The organism is Laedolimicola intestinihominis (assembly GCF_040096155.1).
GTDB lineage: Bacteria > Bacillota > Clostridia > Lachnospirales > Lachnospiraceae > Laedolimicola > Laedolimicola intestinihominis.
Map to the genome: position 1 here is coordinate 42,694 of NZ_JBBMFE010000004.1, position 16,765 is coordinate 59,458.

Genomic DNA, 16,765 nt, shown 5'->3' on the forward strand with positions numbered 1-16,765 from the left:
CGTGTTAAAGTGCCGCATCACTTTTTACATTGTATACCGCGAGGTGCTTTTTGTCAATGCTTAATTTTGGAAAATGAGGTTGGTAGAACGGAAGGTTGTAGACTCCGGGGAAAAACAGAAAGCCCTCGGGGGACACGCTGATTTTCCTGCTCGTCCCTACGGAAAATCGGCTAACGTCCCCCGAGGGCTTTCTGTTTCTCCCCGGAGATTTACGTTTGATTCTATGTCCGTTATTCGATTGTCATGTCAAAACTTATTTTCTCGTCACTTACATTCCCCGGATAATAATCCACCGTAAAGCTCTTCACGCCGTCCAGGATCTGCACAACCTGCTGATAGGTACCGATGCGGCCTGCGGGGAGGTAGGTGTAGTCGTAGTCTTCGAACAGGAATCGGGGGCGGGACTCCTCTTCTTCGGTGCCCCACCAGTCCAGTACATCGTTATACCTGCCGTTATCCTCGTTAAAATAGATACCGTAGTAGTTGTCCATGTAGCGGGTCTCATCCCCCTCGTTGGTGACCTGGAAATCCAGCCGGTAGAAGGCGTAGCCGTCCTCTGCCTGTGCGCCCTCGTAGGTGTCGCCCAGGCGTTCGCTGCCGATAGGTTCCAGAGTACAGTAGGAGCCACCGGTATCCGCGGTCATCATGCCGGGAATACTCCCTCTGAGCCAAAGCTTAAGGGTGACTGCCAGGAAAATAATTCCCAAGACCAGAAAGATACTGCCGACAATCCGAAATATCAGTGTATTTTTCTCCGTTGTCCTAGATTCCATCCCCAGCACCTCCATCCTGCGCTTCAAAGTCTTCCGGACTGGGTACCGCAACGGACAGATTGCCATTCTCATCGACAGAAATTTTCTCTGATGACTGGCCTTCTACTTCCGTCTCGTCAATGAAGATTTCTTCCGGCAGCAGACCTTCCGCCTCTGCCTCATCTGCGGCCTGCTCCAATTCTGCGGCCTCATCATCGGTCAGGCTCTTGATGGGCAGCTCGATCCTATGGCTGCGGAGCAGGTTGCCTCCGTCCCAGTCCGTGCAGTCGTACTCGTCCAACCACAGTACTGCTGTGTCCGCGTCAGCATCCACCAGGAAACCGTACCAGCCGTCGCAGTATGTCTCCCCTTTGAAGGAGCTGTCATCCAGCGCCGGATACACGCCCAGAATCTGCGCGTAGGGCTCAAAATAATAGCTGGAAATGGGTTCCCGATAATGGCCTTCTGTCTCCAGATAGATGCCATAAAGCCCGTTGTAATCCTCGTACTGGCCGTCGCTTTCGCCCTGTACATGAACCGCCACCAGCTTTTTTCCCTCTTCCATGGTTGGGAAGATACTCGAATCTGCCACCTCCCGGCACTCCAGTACCTGCAGCGTCATTTTCTCCTGGAAGATAAAAGAAGCACCCGCCTCATGTTTCACGATTTCCAGACCGCTTCCATTCTCCGGATCAGTCACAAATACGCTTACCATGGGATTGACTGTCGTATAGATTATGGTTCCAATCAGCAGGAACACGCTGAGCACAAAGAACAGGATGCAGAATACAAAGAAGCCCGCACCCTTTTTCTTTGCCGTCTCTCCTTCAAAGGCCGTATAGGTATAGCCGTCCTCCTGATAAGTAAAGCTTCTATCCCGTTCTTCGCCTGGATGGGCGCTGAAGGTTCTGTGGCTTCTATGACAGTCCTCATCGGAGCTGTCGCCAAAGCGGTCGTGCACGGCCTCATGCTGTTCCTCAGCAGTCTCCTGCCGGTTAAAGCAGCCGCATTTGGGACAGATGCCGTAATATTTCTCGTAGTCAAATTTCTTATTGCAGTTGTAGCAGCGCACAGGCGGCCCTCCCTCCTACTCCCAGGGGAGCTGTGAATTTTCGATTTTTTTATCGCGAAGCATCAGCTCGGTCACGGCCTCCTTTGGGGACTTGTCCTCAAATAGTACCTTGTTGACCTGCTCGATAATCGGAATTTCGATGTTATATTTCCGTGCAAGAGCCACGGCTGCCTTGGCGGAATAAACGCCTTCGACCACCATTTTCACCTCGTTCATAGCCTCCCGCATGGTGCGGCCCTGCCCCATCAGGTAACCGGCCCTGCGGTTCCGACTGTGTACCGAGGCACAGGTTACAATCAGATCGCCAATACCGGACAGGCCGTTGAAGGTCTCCTGACGTCCGCCCATGGCGATGCCGATGCGGCTCATTTCCGCGATTCCCCGGGTAATGAGGGCTGCCTTTGTGTTGTCGCCGTAGCCCAGGCCGTCCGCGATACCTGCCGCCAGCGCAATCACATTTTTCAGGGCACCTCCCAGCTCGATGCCCAGCATATCCGGGCTTGTGTATACACGGAATACCTGATTCATAAAGAGATTCTGGATGTACTCTGCTGTCTCCCGGTCATGGGCGCCTGCCACCACCGTAGTCGGTAAGCCCCGGCTAACTTCTTCTGCATGGCTGGGTCCCGACAATACCGCCGCACGGCAGTTTGGAATCTCATCTTCGATGACCTCGGTCATAATCTTCAATGTGCTTTCCTCAATGCCCTTGGATACGCATACGATTAACTGACCGTCCGCCACGCAGGGAGCCATATTGTGGGCCGTGCTGCGGATACAGGCGGACGGAACCGCCAGCACCAGCATGTCCATGTTCCTCACGGCCTGCTGCAAATCATTGGTAATCTGAATCGCTTCGGGAATCTTTACGCCCGGAAGCTTATCCTTAAGCTCCCGGTTCTTTAAAAGCCTCTCCACCGAAGCCGCCGAGTGAGACCAGAGGGTCACTTCGTGCCCGTTATTGTGAAGCACCAGCGCAAGAGCCGTTCCCCAGCTGCCTGCTCCAATCACACCTGTTTTCGCCATAGTATTTCTCCTTTATTTCGCTTTCTGTCCAAGCTTGCTCTCCGTACCGTTTAAGAGTCTTCCGATATTCTTTCTGTGGCGGAAGATAGCCATCAGGCACAGGAAAATCGTAATCGCGTAGAGCTCATAGAGATGTCCCTGGGACAGTCCCCACTTTCCCTGCTGTCCAAACAGAATCGTTCCCACCGGCAGCCAGATGCTGACCAGAATAGACCCCAGGGATACGTAACGGGTCGCGCCCACGGCGCCTCCAAATAATACAACGGCCACCAGGGTCATAACCGGATCCAGGGACAGGTACAGACCTGCGGTAGCCGCAATGCCTTTTCCGCCCTTAAACTTCAGATAAAAAGGAAAATTATGCCCCAGAATCACACCCAGGGCTGCGTACATTCCCAGAAGCACGCCCATATTTTCATCCGGATAACGGCCCGCAAACAGGGCGCGTACCAGAAGCACCGCGAAGACACACTTAAAGCAGTCTCCCAGCAGGGTAATAAGGCCTGCCTTCCAGCCAAGCGTCCGGAGCGCGTTGGTGGCTCCCGCGTTGCCGCTTCCATGCTGGCGGATATCCGTACCTTTTAATTCTCCATAGATATAACCTGTCTGAAACAGTCCAAACACATAGCCGATCGCCACACATACCAGACGTATCATTACTGATCTCCCTTTCTTTCCCGAATCAGGAACCGCAGAGCGGTTCCCTTGAAGCCGAACGCATCCCGGATTTTATTTTCCAGATATCTGGTGTAGGAGAAATGCATCAGCTCCTTGTCATTTACAAAAATGACGAAGGTGGGCGGCTTTACCGCCACCTGTGTAATATAGAAAAGCTTCAGACGCTTTCCTTTATCTGAGGGCGGCTGCTGCAGGGCAACGGCCTCAGTCATAATCTCGTTCAGCACGCCGGTGGCCACGCGCAGATTCTGGTTCTGGATCACCATGTCGATGAGCTCAAAGAGCTTCGGCAGACGCTGACCGGTCACAGCGGAAATGAACGTAATCTCCGCGTAAGGCATATAGGATAAGATATTGCGGATCTTATTGGTATATTCGTAGACGGTCTTGTCATTTTTCTCGATGGCATCCCACTTATTGACTGCAATGATGATGCCCTTGCCGCGCTCATGGGCGATACCGGCGATCTTCGCGTCCTGCTCGGTGACGCCCTCTTTCGCGTCAATGACCAGAATGACCACGTCGGCCCGCTCCACCGCTGTCACGGTTCGGATGATACTGTAGCGCTCCAGCTCCTCTTTGATCTTGTTCTTCCGGCGCAGTCCTGCCGTATCAATGAAAATGTAATCCTTGCCGTTCCGGCGCACCTCAGTGTCGATGGCGTCACGGGTGGTTCCCGCGATATTGGATACGATGACGCGGTTCTCGCCGATCAGCTTGTTGATAATGGAAGATTTTCCCACATTCGGTTTTCCGACGATAGCAATACGGGGACGGTCATCCTCCTCAACCTCACCGGTCTGCTCCGGGAAATGCTTCACGACCTCGTCCAGCAGATCGCCGATACCCAGTCGGGAAGCCGCGGAAATCGGCACCGGATCGCCGATACCCAGATTATAAAATTCATAGGTATCCGCCATAAACTTCTGGAAACTGTCCACTTTATTGATAGCCAGCACTACCGGCTTTCTGGAACGGCGCAGCATATCCGCCACCTTGGAATCCGCGTCCACCAGCCCCTGACGCACATCCGCCAGGAAGATAATCACATCCGCAGTATCAATGGCGATCTGGGCCTGCTCCCGCATCTGGGACAGGATGATGTCGCTGCTGTCCGGCTCGATTCCACCGGTATCAATCAGGGTAAATGCGTGATCCAGCCATGTTACATCCGCGTAAATACGGTCTCTTGTTACGCCGGGCGTGTCCTTTACGATGGAAATATTCTCCCCCGCAAGCGCGTTGAACAGGGTGGATTTTCCCACGTTCGGGCGTCCGACAATCGCTACTATCGGTTTACTCATTCTCTAATTTCTCCTATTCTTCTTGATACTCTATCTTAATTCTCAGATCGGCCGAGTACGGCATCCAGAAAAGATTTTCCGTCTGATTTTACAATAGTTATGGGCACTTGTAAAGCCCCGGACAGTTCTTCCACGGTCACATCGTCCAGGAATACCTGCTCGCCGCTCTTCATCATATGCTCGGTCAGCAGAAGCTCCTCGCCCAGGTTCAGGTCGGCTAACTGCTTTTTCAGATCCTGTCCGGTCAGAAGGCCGGCCACGGTAATCTTACCGCCAAAAAACTCATTTTTCACGGCTTTTACCTGCAAATCCAGTTTTGGATATTTGGCTTTAATCTCCTGACCAAGCTCTTCAAGAATCGGCGCTGCCAGTTCGCCGGTGGCTATGGTCACACGGCGCTCGCAATCGTCTCCAGCCAGGGCTGCCAGTTCTTCACGCACCTCTTCTTGCAGAAGCCTTATCATACCGACGCCATTTTCCAATTGCATGTATCCGTCGTAGCTGTCTTCTGTCGGAATCTCCTCCTCTGCCAGCAGATACCACTCGTCGCCTGCGTGGATGAAATGGCTGCCATATTCTTTATAGAGACGATCCTGCCAGCTGTGAATCAGGGCCAGCACTGCGCACGCGTCCTCTTTTGTAAAAGGTTCCAGAGGATACAGGCCGTCCCGGTAACGGGTCAGTCCCACCGGCACCACCGAAACACTCTGCAGATAAGGCAGATATTTTACCAGCTGCTCAATGCTGTATTCCAGCTCTTTACCGTCGTTGACACCTTTGCAGAGCACAATCTGACCGTTCATAACAATGCCCGCCTCATAGAAACGATCCACCTTTTTGAGGGCGTCCCCGGCGAAGCGGTTATGAAGCATCTGACAGCGAAGCTCCGGGTGCATGGCCTGGAAGGAAATATTAATAGGCTCCATGCGGTAGGTGATGATGCGCTGTACATCCTCGTCACTCATATTGGTAAGGGTCACATAATTGCCCTGCAAAAAAGAAAGCCGGGAATCATCGTCCTTGAAATACAGGGTATCCCGCATGCCCTTCGGCAATTGATCAATAAAACAGAAGATACATTTATTGCTGCAGGAACGATAATCGTCCATCATGCCATTTTCAAACTCGATGCCTAAATCGTCCTCGTATTCCTTCTCGATTTCCAGCTCCCACTCCTCGCCGTCTGCCTTGCGGACCAGAATCTCCAGATATTCCTCATTGATCAGATAGTGATAGTCAAAGACGTCTTTCACCGGCTGGCCGTTCACAGCCACCAGCACGTCTCCCGGCTCCAGCTCCAGCTCTTCGGCAATGCTGCCCGATTCTATGGTTTTGATTACGTGTTCTTTCGTTTTTTTCATATTTTCGCAAAAACTCCTTCTTTTCCATTTACCATCATACATTATTTGAAAATAAAAAGCAATCTGTCTTGACGATCTGTATCGGAAAATGGTATAAATGATATGTAGTATGTTTTCACTAACATATCGAAATTTACGTCATATTATTCGGAGGACAGTCATGTCAGAAACAAATCAGTTTGACAATATTTTACCCATCGCGCCGCTGAAAATCGCCGCTCTGGAAGGCAGCATGTATTTTGCCAGGAAGGTGGACAACTATCTGGTGGATTTTCGTAAGACCGCCAATATGCAGCACCGCGATAACGTATATTTTCAGGAGTATGCTCAGGATTCCTACCTGGTAGACTGCTCTTGTCCCCGTTTCGGAACCGGTGAAGCGAAAGGCCGTCTCGGTGAATCCGTCCGCGGAAGCGACCTGTTTGTCATCGTGGACGTCTGCAACTACAGCATCACTTACAATGTCTGTGGCCATGAGAATCACATGTCTCCGGACGATCATTATCAGGATCTGAAGCGTATCATTTCCGCTGCCACCGGTAAGGCACACCGCATCAATGTGGTAATTCCGTTCCTTTATGAGGGCCGCCAGCACCGCCGTACCAGCCGTGAGTCTCTGGACTGCGCGCTGGCCCTGCAAGAGCTTCAGAATATGGGTGTTACCAATATCATCACCTTCGACGCCCATGACCCGCGTGTACAGAACGCCACCCCTCTGAACGGCTTTGATAATTTCCAGCCGCCCTATCAGTTTATGAAGGCGCTGCTGCGCACCGAACCGGATCTGCAGGTGGATAACGATCACTTAATGATCATCGCCCCCGACGAAGGCGCCATGGAGCGTGCGGTATACTTCTCCAACGTCCTGGGTATCGACCTGGGTATGTTCTATAAAAGAAGAGACTACTCCACCATCGTAAATGGCAAGAACCCCATCGTAGCCCATGAGTTCCTGGGAACCTCCCTGACCGGCAAGGACGTCATCATCATCGACGATATGATCTCCTCCGGCGGAAGTATGCTGGATGTGGCTAAGCAGATGAAGGAGCGGGGTGCGCGCAACGTCTATGTCTGCTGCACCTTCGGCCTTTTCACCGATGGCTTTGAAAAGTTCGACGAGTATTACGAGAAGGGCTACATCAAGCGTATCGTCACCACGAACCTGAACTACCGCTCTCCGGAGCTTCTTGAGAAGCCCTACTACACCGAAGCGGATATGACCAAGTTCCTGGCTACGATTATTGATACCATGAATCATGACACTCCGATTGGAAAGATCAACAACCCGACCGAGAAGATCCGGAAGCTCCTGGAAAAGAGGCAGAACGGAGATCTTGGGAAATAAATCAGAACTCCGATAAAACAGGGGCCGATGCAAAATTATCGAAACAGATAGAATTGCATCGGCCTTATTATTTATCCCAAAATAACCACTCTATTTCAGCATCAGGAACGCCCCCAGATTTCCGCGCTTTCCATGGGACGCCCGGTGGCTGAATAAAAGAGAGGAATTACAGCAGGTGCAGAGATCTGTGACTGCTGTGTGCTCCGGCAGAATTCCTGCTTCCCGGAAAATCAGCTCGTTGACTCTCCAGAGATTCAGCTGGTACTTGCCATTTTCTTTGGCATAGTATAATTCCGGCCAGTATTCCTTTGAAAACGCCTTCCGGAACTCTTCGATCACATCGGCGCTCACCTCATAGCAGTCCTGACAGATAGAGGGACCGATAACTGCCCGGATGTCCGATGGGTTACTTCCATATTCTTCCTGCATTCGTTCTACTGTCTTTTTCCCGATCTTTCCCACCGTACCCCGCCAGCCGGAATGGGACAGGCCGATGGCCTTCTTTACCGGATCCACAAAATACAGCGGTACGCAGTCCGCGTAAAAGGTGGCCAGCACGAGCCCCGGCACATTGGTAATCAGGCCATCTATGTCGGTGTAGTCCTTTGGGCGCGCAAAACCCTTGCCCCGATCGGCTTCGGTGACAGCCCGGATGTTCGTGGTATGGGTCTGATCAGAGCAGACCAGATCGGCGCAGTCGAAGCCCACAGCTTCGCCCAGCCTCCGATAGTTTTCCCGTACCGCTTCTTCCCTGTCGCCACGGGTGAAGCTTACGTTCATGGTACTGCAGACGCCCTCGCTAACGCCGCCCAGACGGGTGGAAAAGGCGTGGGTAACGATGCCGGTTTCCTCCAGAAGGGAAAATTGTAAAAACGGAACGCCTGCACGCTCCACCAGGTGTGTCGTTATTCTGTCTTTTACTTTTTTCCATTCATAGACATTCTCTCTGTCTAGCTTCGTCATCCCAACCGCTGCTTGTTTCTGTTCCATTCGATTTTCTCCTTTGCATTGCCACCGATGTCTTTCCTTCTTCACTGTATTTATTTTACTTTTAAACTTTTCTTGATTGAATATTATATTTATTCAATAAAAACAATAAGGAAAGGCATCCCGAATCAGCCGGATGTTCCTCCCCTGAATCGCCACCACATCAAATCGACAGGCCTGCCCATCCGAAACGCGGTGCTTCATCCGGTAATAATCAGCCACCTTACATATCTTCTGCTGCTTCCGTAGATTTACGGCCTCTGTCGGAGTCCCGTAAGCCGCGTTCCTCCGATATTTTACCTCTATAAATACAAGTGCGCTGCCGTCCCGGGCGATAATGTCAATCTCACCCAGACGGCAGCGAAAATTCTGTTCCAGTATCTCATAGCCCTGCGCCTTCAGAAACACAGCGGCCAAAGCTTCCTCTTCCGTGCCGATTTGACGGCGGTTTTGCATAGAAGCCTCCTAAATAAAGTTTTTAATAAAGGTTCTGCGATGAATCGGCGTCGGCCCCAACTCCTTCAAGGCCGCGATATGCTGCGCCGATCCGTAGCCCTTATTGGACGCGAAGCCGTATCCCGGGTAAATCTCCTCGTATTCCACCATCATATGATCCCTGGTGACTTTGGCAATGATGCTGGCCGCCGCAATGGACACACTCTTGGCGTCGCCCTTGATAATGGGAACCTGGGGAATCTCCACCAGCGGAATCGTCACTGCGTCATTTAACAGGACGGACGGCTGCACCTTCAGATTGGAAATCGCCATCCGCATGGCCTCATAGGTGGCCTGCAGAATGTTGATCTCGTCGATACGGGCCGGGCTGATAACGCCGATGCCCGTCGCCACCGCCTTTTCCATAATCTCATCGTACAAAAGCTCACGCTTTTTTTCCGACAGCTTCTTAGAATCGTTAAGATAGAGAATCTCACAGTCTGGTGACAGAATCACAGCTCCGGCCACCACCGGGCCTGCCAACGGTCCTCTGCCCACCTCGTCGATGCCGCAGACGGCTCCATAGCCCCCGTACTGATGCTCAAAGGAACGCATGCCCTCCAGACGCTCCCGCTCCTTCGCTAATTTTTCCTGTTTCCGCTGCTCCCGCTCCACGCGCAGCTGCTCTGTCTTTGTCATAATTCCGCCTCTACTGATGCTTTAAAATGCCGAAAGAATCCAGGGGCCAGATACGCAGCCATGCCCGTCCGATGATCTCTTTCCGGTGAATCAGCGCCACGCTGGGATCACGGCTGTCTGAGCTGTAGTTCCGGTTATCGCCCAACACGAAATACTCATCATCACCCAGGGTAATGGGCTCCGCAGCCAGTCCTGCGTCCTGCATGACCTCGCGGCCATAGGATTCCTCAAGCACCTCTCCGTTGATATAAATCTCACCATCTGCAATCTGCACGGTCTCACCCGGCAGTCCGATGATACGTTTGATATAATACGTATTATCCTTGTAGCGGAACGGAAACACAATAATGTCAAACCGCTCCGGATCGTGGAACCGATATGTAAGCTTATCCACGATCAACTGATCGCCGTCGTCCAGGGTATTTTCCATAGACTCGCCGCTCACATGGGTCCGCTGCCCTACAAAGGTAATAATCAGAAATGTGATAGCCAGAACAATGCCCACATATACCAGCATGCCGAGAAGCTCCCGCATAACATTCGGCTTCTCTTCTGTCTCGATATCCTCTCTGTTATCTCTCTGTTCCATTGTCAGTCCTCCTGCGCCTGTTCCGGCAGCTCCAGTGTGATTTTGCCCAGCTTTCCACTCCGGAAATCTTCCAGCAGGATAGCTGCAGCCTTGGTCAGATCCGGTTCTCCGCCCTTCATCAGGCAGCCCCTTCGCTTCGCGATCTCTCCCAAAAGCTCCACCTCGCCAAGCGCCTCATCTGCGTCATATCGCTCGTTGATGGTGCCGCTGTACCTGCTTTTCAGAAGCTTCAAAAGTTCCAGAGACAACTCCTCTGTATTCAAAATTTCTTCTTTAATGGAACCAATCATAGCCAGCTTGATACCCACCTCCTGGTCCTCAAACTTTGGCCAGAGGATACCCGGGGTGTCTAAGAGTTCCACCTGCTTATTCAGGCGCACCCACTGGGCGCCCTTGGTGACGCCGGGCTTATTGCCGGTCTTGGTGCAGGCCTTGCCCGCAAAGCTGTTGATAAAGGTAGACTTGCCCACGTTGGGGATACCCGCCACCATGGCGCGGACCGGACGGTTCAGGATACCTCTTCTTCGATCGCGCTCAATTTTCTCCTTGCAGGCTTCCTGGACAGCTGCGTTCACACTCTTAAAGCCTGCACCGCTGCGGGAATTGAGCTTCACCACCTGGAAGCCCTTTGCCCGAAAATAAGCGCTCCAGGCCTCGTTGGCCGCCTCGTCCGCCAGATCGGACTTATTTAACAGGAGCAGTCTCGCCTTATTGCGGCCCAGATCGTCGATGTCAGGATTCCGGCTGCTCAGGGGCACGCGGGCGTCCACCAGCTCGATGACCAGATCCACCAGCTTGATATTCTCCTGCATCATTCTCCGGGCCTTGGTCATATGTCCCGGATACCACTGTATATTCATCGTTCATTCTCCATCTTCTATCTATTTCAACCACCCGAAGCGCTCCCCGGGTGTCACTACAAACCAGGCCTTGCCCAGTATATCTTCCTTTTTTACATTGCCGATGTTGGCGCTTCGGCTGTCCTCACTGTTGTTGCGGCTATCGCCCAGCACGAAATATTCGTCCGTTCCCAGCTTTACGCCTTCCTCAGCCAGTCCTGCGTCCTGCATGCTTTCGGTCTGTACGGTCTCGTTCAGCAGCTCGCCGTTGACAAAGACGCGGCCACTCTTGATGGTGACGGTGTCGCCTGGCTTTCCTACCACCCGCTTGATGTGGTAATGGGCGTTCTGGTTGCCGTTGGGCTTAAACACAATCAAATCTCCGTAGGACGGTGACTTCACTTCATAAATCAGACGGTTAATTAACACCTTATCGCCGCTTTTCAGGGTTGGCTCCATGGACTCGCCCACATTGCTTAAGGAATAACCGAAAAACCAGACCACCATACAGCCTACCACAAAGGCCAGAATAATCTCTCCTATCCAGACTGTCGCTCCCTGCAGAGCGGACAGATTGATTGTTCTTTTTCTCCGTCGGAAGTTTAATCCTCTTCTACGCATCGTTACGCCTCCACAACCTTTCCAAACAAGATTCTGCCCCTGCAAAATCCCCGCCTGCCCGGAGGGCCTTTCCTGTGTCCCAAAGCTACATGAAAGAAAAAGGGAGAATTTTCATTCTCCCTCTTATCTTTACAACTTCGTGATTATTTTACAAGCTCTTTCACCTTTGCGCGCTTTCCTACACGTCCTCTTAAGTAGTTCAGTTTCGCACGTCTTACCTTACCATGACGAACAACCTCAACCTTCTCTACGTTCGGGGAATGCAGCGGCCATGTCTTCTCAACGCCTACGCCGTTGGAATTCTTTCTTACAGTAAAGGTAGCGCGGGCTCCGCCGCCCTGCTTCTTCAGTACGATACCCTCGAATACCTGAATACGCTCACGGTTACCCTCTTTGATCTTACCGTAAACCTTTACGGTATCTCCTACCTTAAACTCCGGTACTTCAGCCTTCAGCTGCTCAGCCTCAATGTTCTTAATAATCTCGTTCATTTCGTTGTCTCCTCCTTATTTTCTGGATGTTCTTACCGCCAGTACAAAGGACCCGAAACCGCACCGGAGGCCGGCGCGTATCTGTCTCGCTTCTCTCTCGATCTTATCAAATAGAATTCTGCCAAAAGATGCCCTTTCCGACTGCTGCAGCAGCGGACCATCTGCTTTTTTATCACAACGTGGTTAATTTTATCATAGGAATCCTGAAAATGCAAGGATTTCTTTCTATCATTTTCATATAATTTTCTTAATTTTATTTTAAAGCGCCCACCTGAATCCAGCGTCCCCGCAGAAGCCGGATCAGGAAAAAGATACCGCGGCAGATAAGTTCCACCGCCATAGTTGCCCAGACGCCCAAGACCCCGAACTGTCTGGTAAATAAGAGCACCGTCACCACACGGATGCCCCACATACTGCACAGATTGATGAGAAACGGGCCCTTGCCGTCTCCCGCGCCCCGGAGCGCTCCGATAACCACGATACTGACCGCAAACAGCGGCTCGGAAAAGGCCACAATGCGAAGCGCCCGGGTACTTAGAGCAATCACCTCTGCTTCTCCTGTCAGCAGTCTGGTAAGTATCGGAGCAGAACAGAACAAGAGCATGCCGGTACAGCTTACCAGCAGGAAGCCCACCAGCGTCGTACCGTAGGCAAAGCGCTTCGCCATATCCTTTCGAGCAGCGCCAATGCTCTGTCCCACCAGCGCCGTCGCAGCCGCCGCCACGCCGTAAGCCGGAAGGTAACAGATTCCTTCCGTCTGCACCGCCACATAGTTGGCTGCCACCGCCACCGGCCCCATGCCGGTTACAACGCCGGTCATGACAATCTGCGCCAGACACAGAGTGCTGCGTTCCAGTGCCGCCGGGAGAGCCAGAAACCAGGTATTTTTCATGCAGACCTTTGTAAAACGCCATGTTTCACCGCCCTGAAGCTTCAATGGACCTTTTCGAATCAGCAGAAATGCCAGCAGCGTCAGGCCTACACAGGCCTGGGCAAGACCGGTCCCGATGGCCGCGCCCCGGACGCCGAGTCCCGCGCCCCAGATAGTCCTATTTCCTATTTGTCTGACAGGGTTAATCAGAAAGAAATTGAAAATCACATCCAGCACGCACATGCCCACATTCATGATGCTCGGAAGCACCACATTGCCGCTGCACCGGAAAATGCTGGAATAGATGGCCGACGCCATACTGAAAGGCACAAAAAATGCCACCGTACAGAAATATGCCCGCGCATAGGGCGCAATCTCCGCCTCCGCGCCGAGAATGGTAGGCAGAAACTGACCGATACCGATGACCACTGCCCCGAAGGCCGTACCGAAAATCACATTAAAAAGAATAGCCTGACAGAGCACATCCCGGCTGTCACTCTCCCGTCCCGCGCCCAGATACTGGGCTACCTGCACGGAAAAGCCGATGGCCGCAGCATTGACAAAGGCATTCATGAACCAGATACTGCTGGCCACAACACCGATGGCTGCTGTAGCCTGATAACCCAGGCCCCCCACCATGGCTGTATCGATATAACTCATAAGAGTCATTACGAGCTGCTCCAGGATCGCCGGAACAGACAGGGAAACCACCAGCTTCATCTGTTCTTTTACCGGAATTGCCTCGCCTGCGCGCAGGCGGGCGCTCACCTCAAGCATGTTCATAATGACTCTCCTGTTACACCGTAATGCGCAGAAATCACGCCAACAGCGTGATTTCCGGCTTACTTATATAAATGATTTACGCATGAATACCCCGGTTCTCGTCGCCGGTTTCATTTACACCGAACTCATAATCATTGCCCGGCAGAATCATGTTCAGCAGGATGCCTGCAATAGCTGCGATAGCCAGCGCAGTCAGGGTAATCGGGGTGCCGCCTACCGTGAAGGTGATGCCGCTGCTGAAGCCCAGTCCGCATACAAAGATAACGCCTGCGATAATCAGGTTTCTGGACTTAGTCAAATCTACCTTGTTCTCTACCACGTTACGCACGCCGATGGCAGAAATCATACCGTACAGCATGAAGCTGACGCCGCCGATGATAGCGGAAGGCATGGTACTGATAATAGCAGATACCTTCGGGATAAAGCTCACGATGATGGCGAATACGGCTGCGATCCGGATGACGCGCGGGTCATGGACACGGCTTAGCTCCAATACGCCGGTGTTCTCGCCGTAAGTGGTGTTCGCAGGTCCGCCCAGGAAACCAGCCATGGAGGTAGCCAGACCGTCGCCCAGCAGGGTTCTGTGAAGACCCGGATTTGCGATGAAGTTCTCACCAACCGTAGCGGAGATGGCGGACATATCGCCCACGTGCTCCATCATGGTAGCGATGGCGATGGGCGCCATAACCAGAATGGCGGTTACGTCAAATTTGCAGATCTGAAGAGGCGGAACTCCTACCCAGCCGGAAGTAGCAATGGCTGAGAAGTTCAGGATAGCAGAGCCGTCCGGATTGGTCATGCCTGCCATGGTCATCAGAAGAGCGACCACATAGGAAATCATAACGCCCATCAGGATGGGGATAATCTTGAACATTCCCTTGCCCCAGATATTGAATACAATGATGACAGCCAGAGCAACCAGTGCCAGGAACCAGTTGGTGGAAGCATTGTTGATGGCAGATCCTGCCAGGCTCAGTCCGATACAGATGATAACCGGTCCGGTCACAACCGGCGGGAGGAAACGCATCACGCGCTTTACGCCTACCAGGCGGATAATCAGGGCCAGTACCAGATACAGAAGACCTGCCACTACGACACCGCCGCAGGCATAAGCCGCTTTGTCATTGACGCTCATGGTGGCGTACATGCCGGTATCCAGATGTGCTACGGTAGAAAATCCACTCAAGAAAGCGAATGAGGATCCCAGGAATGCCGGAACCTTAAACTTGGTGCAGACATGGAACAGCAGGGTTCCAAAGCCCGCGCAGAACAGTGTTACAGCTACAGTCAGTCCTCTTGTCGGTCCCTCTCCGCAGGCATCCACGAAATAGCTGTTGACCAGAATCGGAACCAGAATCGTAGCTCCGAACATGGCGAACATGTGCTGCAGACCCAGAATCAGCATTTTGGGTACGCCCAGTTTTCTGGCATCACGAATTACTCCATTTGATTCATTCATAACGTTCTCCTTCGTTTGATAAAATATACTTGTTTATAGTAGCTTAATCTTATTTATTATAGTGACATTAGTCCTCTATTACAAGAACTTTTTCATCGAACCGCAGAATTTTCTGTCTCCCTGGTAATATAGAAAAAGGTCAGCACAAAAATGATACCTTTTACAATGGATGTGGAGGAGAACGCCCACCAGATACCGGTCAGCCCCATACGTCCGCCCAAAAGAACGGCCAACGGAATCCGGGCGCTGGTGAAGCTAATGCTGATAATGCTGCAAAGGCGGGTTCGTCCAAGTCCCGATAAAGCCCCCACCGTCATCAGCTCTTCGCACATAAAGCCCTCACAGAAGCCAATGATAATCAGATAACCGACTGCAATGGAAATGGCTTCCGGCTCATAGAAAAAGATTTTCGCAATGGGCCCGGGCAGTAAAACAAAGGCCAATGTGATCAAAAGTCCCCAGACTCCCACAGTCCAAAGTGAAGCCCGGTAGCCTTTTTTTACCCGGTCCATTTTTCCCGCTCCATAATTCTGGCCGATAAAGGCATTCAGAGCCGCCGCGAAGCCATCTGCCGTATTCCAGGAGACGGATTCAATCTGACCGCCCACCCGCTGTACCGCCACCGCTGCTGCGCCATAAGCGGACACCATCCGGGTCAGCACCATGGAAATGGCGCAGTAAGCCATGCCCTGCAGGGCTGTGGGAATACCGATTTTACAGATGCCCTTCAGATATTTCGACGGGATCTTCGCATAGAGGTGAATGCCCTTCAGCACATTTTCATTTTTCCGGAACACCACACCCAGCACCATGATTCCCATTACGATAAACTGTGCCGTCACGGTAGCAATGGCAGCCCCGACCGCTCCCAGCTTCGGAAACGGACCAAGTCCCAGAATCAGCACCGGATCCAGAATCATATTGATCGCCAGACCGATGAGGTTCGCCACAAAAGGCGTCTTGGAATCGCCCTGGGCTGTATACAATCCGGTCAGTGTCAGTGTCAGAAATGAAAATACCAGCAGACCGCAGGCCACCCGTGTGTAGGAAAAGGCCGCATCCAGCGCTTCCGGATCCGTCAGCTTGAAAAAGCCTACCAGCGGATGCAGAAATATCACACACATGGCTGAAAAAGCCAGTCCCGTCAAAAGTGACAGCTGCACTGCTGCCTGGGCGTAGCCATGGGCTTCTTCCCAATCGCCCCGGCCAATATACTGGGCCACCTGCACCTGACCGCCCATACGGGACATAGATGCCAATCCTTGCGAAAGCCAGATATACATACCGCCCACTCCGACGCCTGCCACAGCCTTAGAGCCCAGCTGTCCTATCCAGGCCATATCGGTAATATTATATAAGGTCCCAAGAAAAGATGAAGCCATGATGGGAATCGCAAGCTTCGTCAATGTTTTCAAAATGGGACCCTTCGTCAAATTTCCTTCCAATGCCGCTT

The 16,765-nt window shown here is 52.2% G+C and carries 17 protein-coding genes; 1 reads left to right on the forward strand and 16 read right to left on the reverse strand.

Annotation, left to right across the window (positions count from 1 at the left end; genetic code table 11):
* Nucleotides 1-230 precede the first annotated feature (230 nt).
* The 6 genes from WMO29_RS05915 to WMO29_RS05940 are packed head-to-tail and all read right to left on the reverse strand — an operon-like array spanning nt 231 to nt 6,193.
* The gene (locus WMO29_RS05915) at nt 231-773 is read right to left on the reverse strand and encodes a hypothetical protein (RefSeq protein ID WP_349164167.1); all 543 of its coding nucleotides are present in this window, start codon (nt 771-773) and stop codon (nt 231-233) included.
* Complete coding sequence (locus tag WMO29_RS05920) at nt 763-1,824, reverse strand: hypothetical protein (RefSeq protein WP_349164168.1); 1,062 nt, start codon at nt 1,822-1,824, stop codon at nt 763-765. The genes WMO29_RS05915 and WMO29_RS05920 overlap by 11 nt, the downstream gene beginning before the upstream one ends.
* Before the next feature lie 15 nt (nt 1,825-1,839).
* Nucleotides 1,840-2,850 carry an NAD(P)H-dependent glycerol-3-phosphate dehydrogenase gene (locus WMO29_RS05925; RefSeq protein WP_349164170.1) on the reverse strand — a complete coding sequence of 337 codons (1,011 nt, stop codon included), beginning with the start codon at nt 2,848-2,850 and terminating at the stop codon, nt 1,840-1,842.
* 12 nt (nt 2,851-2,862) lie between these two features.
* Nucleotides 2,863-3,507 carry a glycerol-3-phosphate 1-O-acyltransferase PlsY gene (gene plsY / locus WMO29_RS05930; protein WP_349164171.1) on the reverse strand — a complete coding sequence of 215 codons (645 nt, stop codon included), beginning with the start codon at nt 3,505-3,507 and terminating at the stop codon, nt 2,863-2,865.
* Nucleotides 3,507-4,832 (reverse strand): ribosome biogenesis GTPase Der, encoded by a 1,326-nt coding sequence (gene der, locus WMO29_RS05935; protein ID WP_178038705.1) that lies wholly within the window; start codon nt 4,830-4,832, stop codon nt 3,507-3,509. Before der ends, plsY begins: the two co-directional genes overlap by 1 nt.
* A 35-nt stretch (nt 4,833-4,867) precedes the next feature.
* The gene (locus tag WMO29_RS05940; RefSeq protein WP_178038704.1) at nt 4,868-6,193 is read right to left on the reverse strand and encodes a DUF512 domain-containing protein; all 1,326 of its coding nucleotides are present in this window, start codon (nt 6,191-6,193) and stop codon (nt 4,868-4,870) included.
* Between the two features lie 160 nt (nt 6,194-6,353).
* On the opposite strand from WMO29_RS05940, the gene WMO29_RS05945 reads away from it, so the two are divergent.
* Nucleotides 6,354-7,538 (forward strand): ribose-phosphate pyrophosphokinase, encoded by a 1,185-nt coding sequence (locus tag WMO29_RS05945; protein ID WP_349164172.1) that lies wholly within the window; start codon nt 6,354-6,356, stop codon nt 7,536-7,538.
* A 90-nt stretch (nt 7,539-7,628) separates the two neighbouring features.
* On the opposite strand, the gene pgeF is transcribed toward WMO29_RS05945, so the two are convergent.
* From pgeF to WMO29_RS05995, 10 genes are all read right to left on the reverse strand, one after another.
* On the reverse strand, nt 7,629-8,528 hold the full coding sequence (gene pgeF / locus WMO29_RS05950) for a peptidoglycan editing factor PgeF (RefSeq protein ID WP_349164173.1): 900 nt from the start codon (nt 8,526-8,528) through the stop codon (nt 7,629-7,631).
* 93 nt (nt 8,529-8,621) lie between these two features.
* Nucleotides 8,622-8,981: a YraN family protein gene (locus WMO29_RS05955; RefSeq protein WP_349164174.1), complete on the reverse strand. Its 360-nt coding sequence runs from the start codon at nt 8,979-8,981 to the stop codon at nt 8,622-8,624.
* A gap of 9 nt (nt 8,982-8,990) precedes the next feature.
* Nucleotides 8,991-9,659 (reverse strand): ribonuclease HII, encoded by a 669-nt coding sequence (gene rnhB, locus WMO29_RS05960; protein WP_349164175.1) that lies wholly within the window; start codon nt 9,657-9,659, stop codon nt 8,991-8,993.
* Nucleotides 9,660-9,669: 10 nt separating this feature from the next.
* Nucleotides 9,670-10,248, reverse strand: coding sequence for a signal peptidase I (lepB, locus tag WMO29_RS05965; RefSeq protein WP_178038700.1), 579 nt, complete (start codon nt 10,246-10,248; stop codon nt 9,670-9,672).
* 2 nt (nt 10,249-10,250) lie between these two features.
* On the reverse strand, nt 10,251-11,108 hold the full coding sequence (ylqF, locus tag WMO29_RS05970; RefSeq protein ID WP_178038699.1) for a ribosome biogenesis GTPase YlqF: 858 nt from the start codon (nt 11,106-11,108) through the stop codon (nt 10,251-10,253).
* A 21-nt stretch (nt 11,109-11,129) separates the two neighbouring features.
* Nucleotides 11,130-11,708 (reverse strand): signal peptidase I, encoded by a 579-nt coding sequence (lepB, locus tag WMO29_RS05975; RefSeq protein ID WP_349164176.1) that lies wholly within the window; start codon nt 11,706-11,708, stop codon nt 11,130-11,132.
* 143 nt (nt 11,709-11,851) lie between these two features.
* Complete coding sequence (rplS, locus tag WMO29_RS05980) at nt 11,852-12,199, reverse strand: 50S ribosomal protein L19 (RefSeq protein ID WP_178038697.1); 348 nt, start codon at nt 12,197-12,199, stop codon at nt 11,852-11,854.
* Nucleotides 12,200-12,452: 253 nt separating this feature from the next.
* Entirely contained in the window at nt 12,453-13,853 is a 1,401-nt protein-coding gene (locus WMO29_RS05985) for an MATE family efflux transporter (RefSeq protein ID WP_349164177.1), read from the reverse strand.
* Nucleotides 13,854-13,929: 76 nt separating this feature from the next.
* Nucleotides 13,930-15,312 carry a solute carrier family 23 protein gene (locus WMO29_RS05990; RefSeq protein WP_178038695.1) on the reverse strand — a complete coding sequence of 461 codons (1,383 nt, stop codon included), beginning with the start codon at nt 15,310-15,312 and terminating at the stop codon, nt 13,930-13,932.
* Between the two features lie 92 nt (nt 15,313-15,404).
* On the reverse strand, nt 15,405-16,757 hold the full coding sequence (locus WMO29_RS05995; protein WP_349164178.1) for an MATE family efflux transporter: 1,353 nt from the start codon (nt 16,755-16,757) through the stop codon (nt 15,405-15,407).
* Nucleotides 16,758-16,765 lie beyond the last annotated feature (8 nt).

Coding starts and splice junctions, on each gene's coding strand:
- ylqF (WP_178038699.1), bottom strand. CDS start 11,108: ATGAATATACAGTGGTATCCGGGACATATGACCAAGGCCCGGAGAATG.
- rnhB (WP_349164175.1), bottom strand. CDS start 9,659: ATGACAAAGACAGAGCAGCTGCGCGTGGAGCGGGAGCAGCGGAAACAG.
- WMO29_RS05985 (WP_349164177.1), bottom strand. CDS start 13,853: ATGAACATGCTTGAGGTGAGCGCCCGCCTGCGCGCAGGCGAGGCAATT.
- plsY (WP_349164171.1), bottom strand. CDS start 3,507: ATGATACGTCTGGTATGTGTGGCGATCGGCTATGTGTTTGGACTGTTT.
- rplS (WP_178038697.1), bottom strand. CDS start 12,199: ATGAACGAGATTATTAAGAACATTGAGGCTGAGCAGCTGAAGGCTGAA.
- WMO29_RS05955 (WP_349164174.1), bottom strand. CDS start 8,981: ATGCAAAACCGCCGTCAAATCGGCACGGAAGAGGAAGCTTTGGCCGCT.
- pgeF (WP_349164173.1), bottom strand. CDS start 8,528: ATGGAACAGAAACAAGCAGCGGTTGGGATGACGAAGCTAGACAGAGAG.
- lepB (WP_178038700.1), bottom strand. CDS start 10,248: ATGGAACAGAGAGATAACAGAGAGGATATCGAGACAGAAGAGAAGCCG.
- WMO29_RS05915 (WP_349164167.1), bottom strand. CDS start 773: ATGGAATCTAGGACAACGGAGAAAAATACACTGATATTTCGGATTGTC.
- WMO29_RS05940 (WP_178038704.1), bottom strand. CDS start 6,193: ATGAAAAAAACGAAAGAACACGTAATCAAAACCATAGAATCGGGCAGC.
- WMO29_RS05925 (WP_349164170.1), bottom strand. CDS start 2,850: ATGGCGAAAACAGGTGTGATTGGAGCAGGCAGCTGGGGAACGGCTCTT.
- WMO29_RS05945 (WP_349164172.1), top strand. CDS start 6,354: ATGTCAGAAACAAATCAGTTTGACAATATTTTACCCATCGCGCCGCTG.
- WMO29_RS05990 (WP_178038695.1), bottom strand. CDS start 15,312: ATGAATGAATCAAATGGAGTAATTCGTGATGCCAGAAAACTGGGCGTA.
- der (WP_178038705.1), bottom strand. CDS start 4,832: ATGAGTAAACCGATAGTAGCGATTGTCGGACGCCCGAACGTGGGAAAA.
- lepB (WP_349164176.1), bottom strand. CDS start 11,708: ATGCGTAGAAGAGGATTAAACTTCCGACGGAGAAAAAGAACAATCAAT.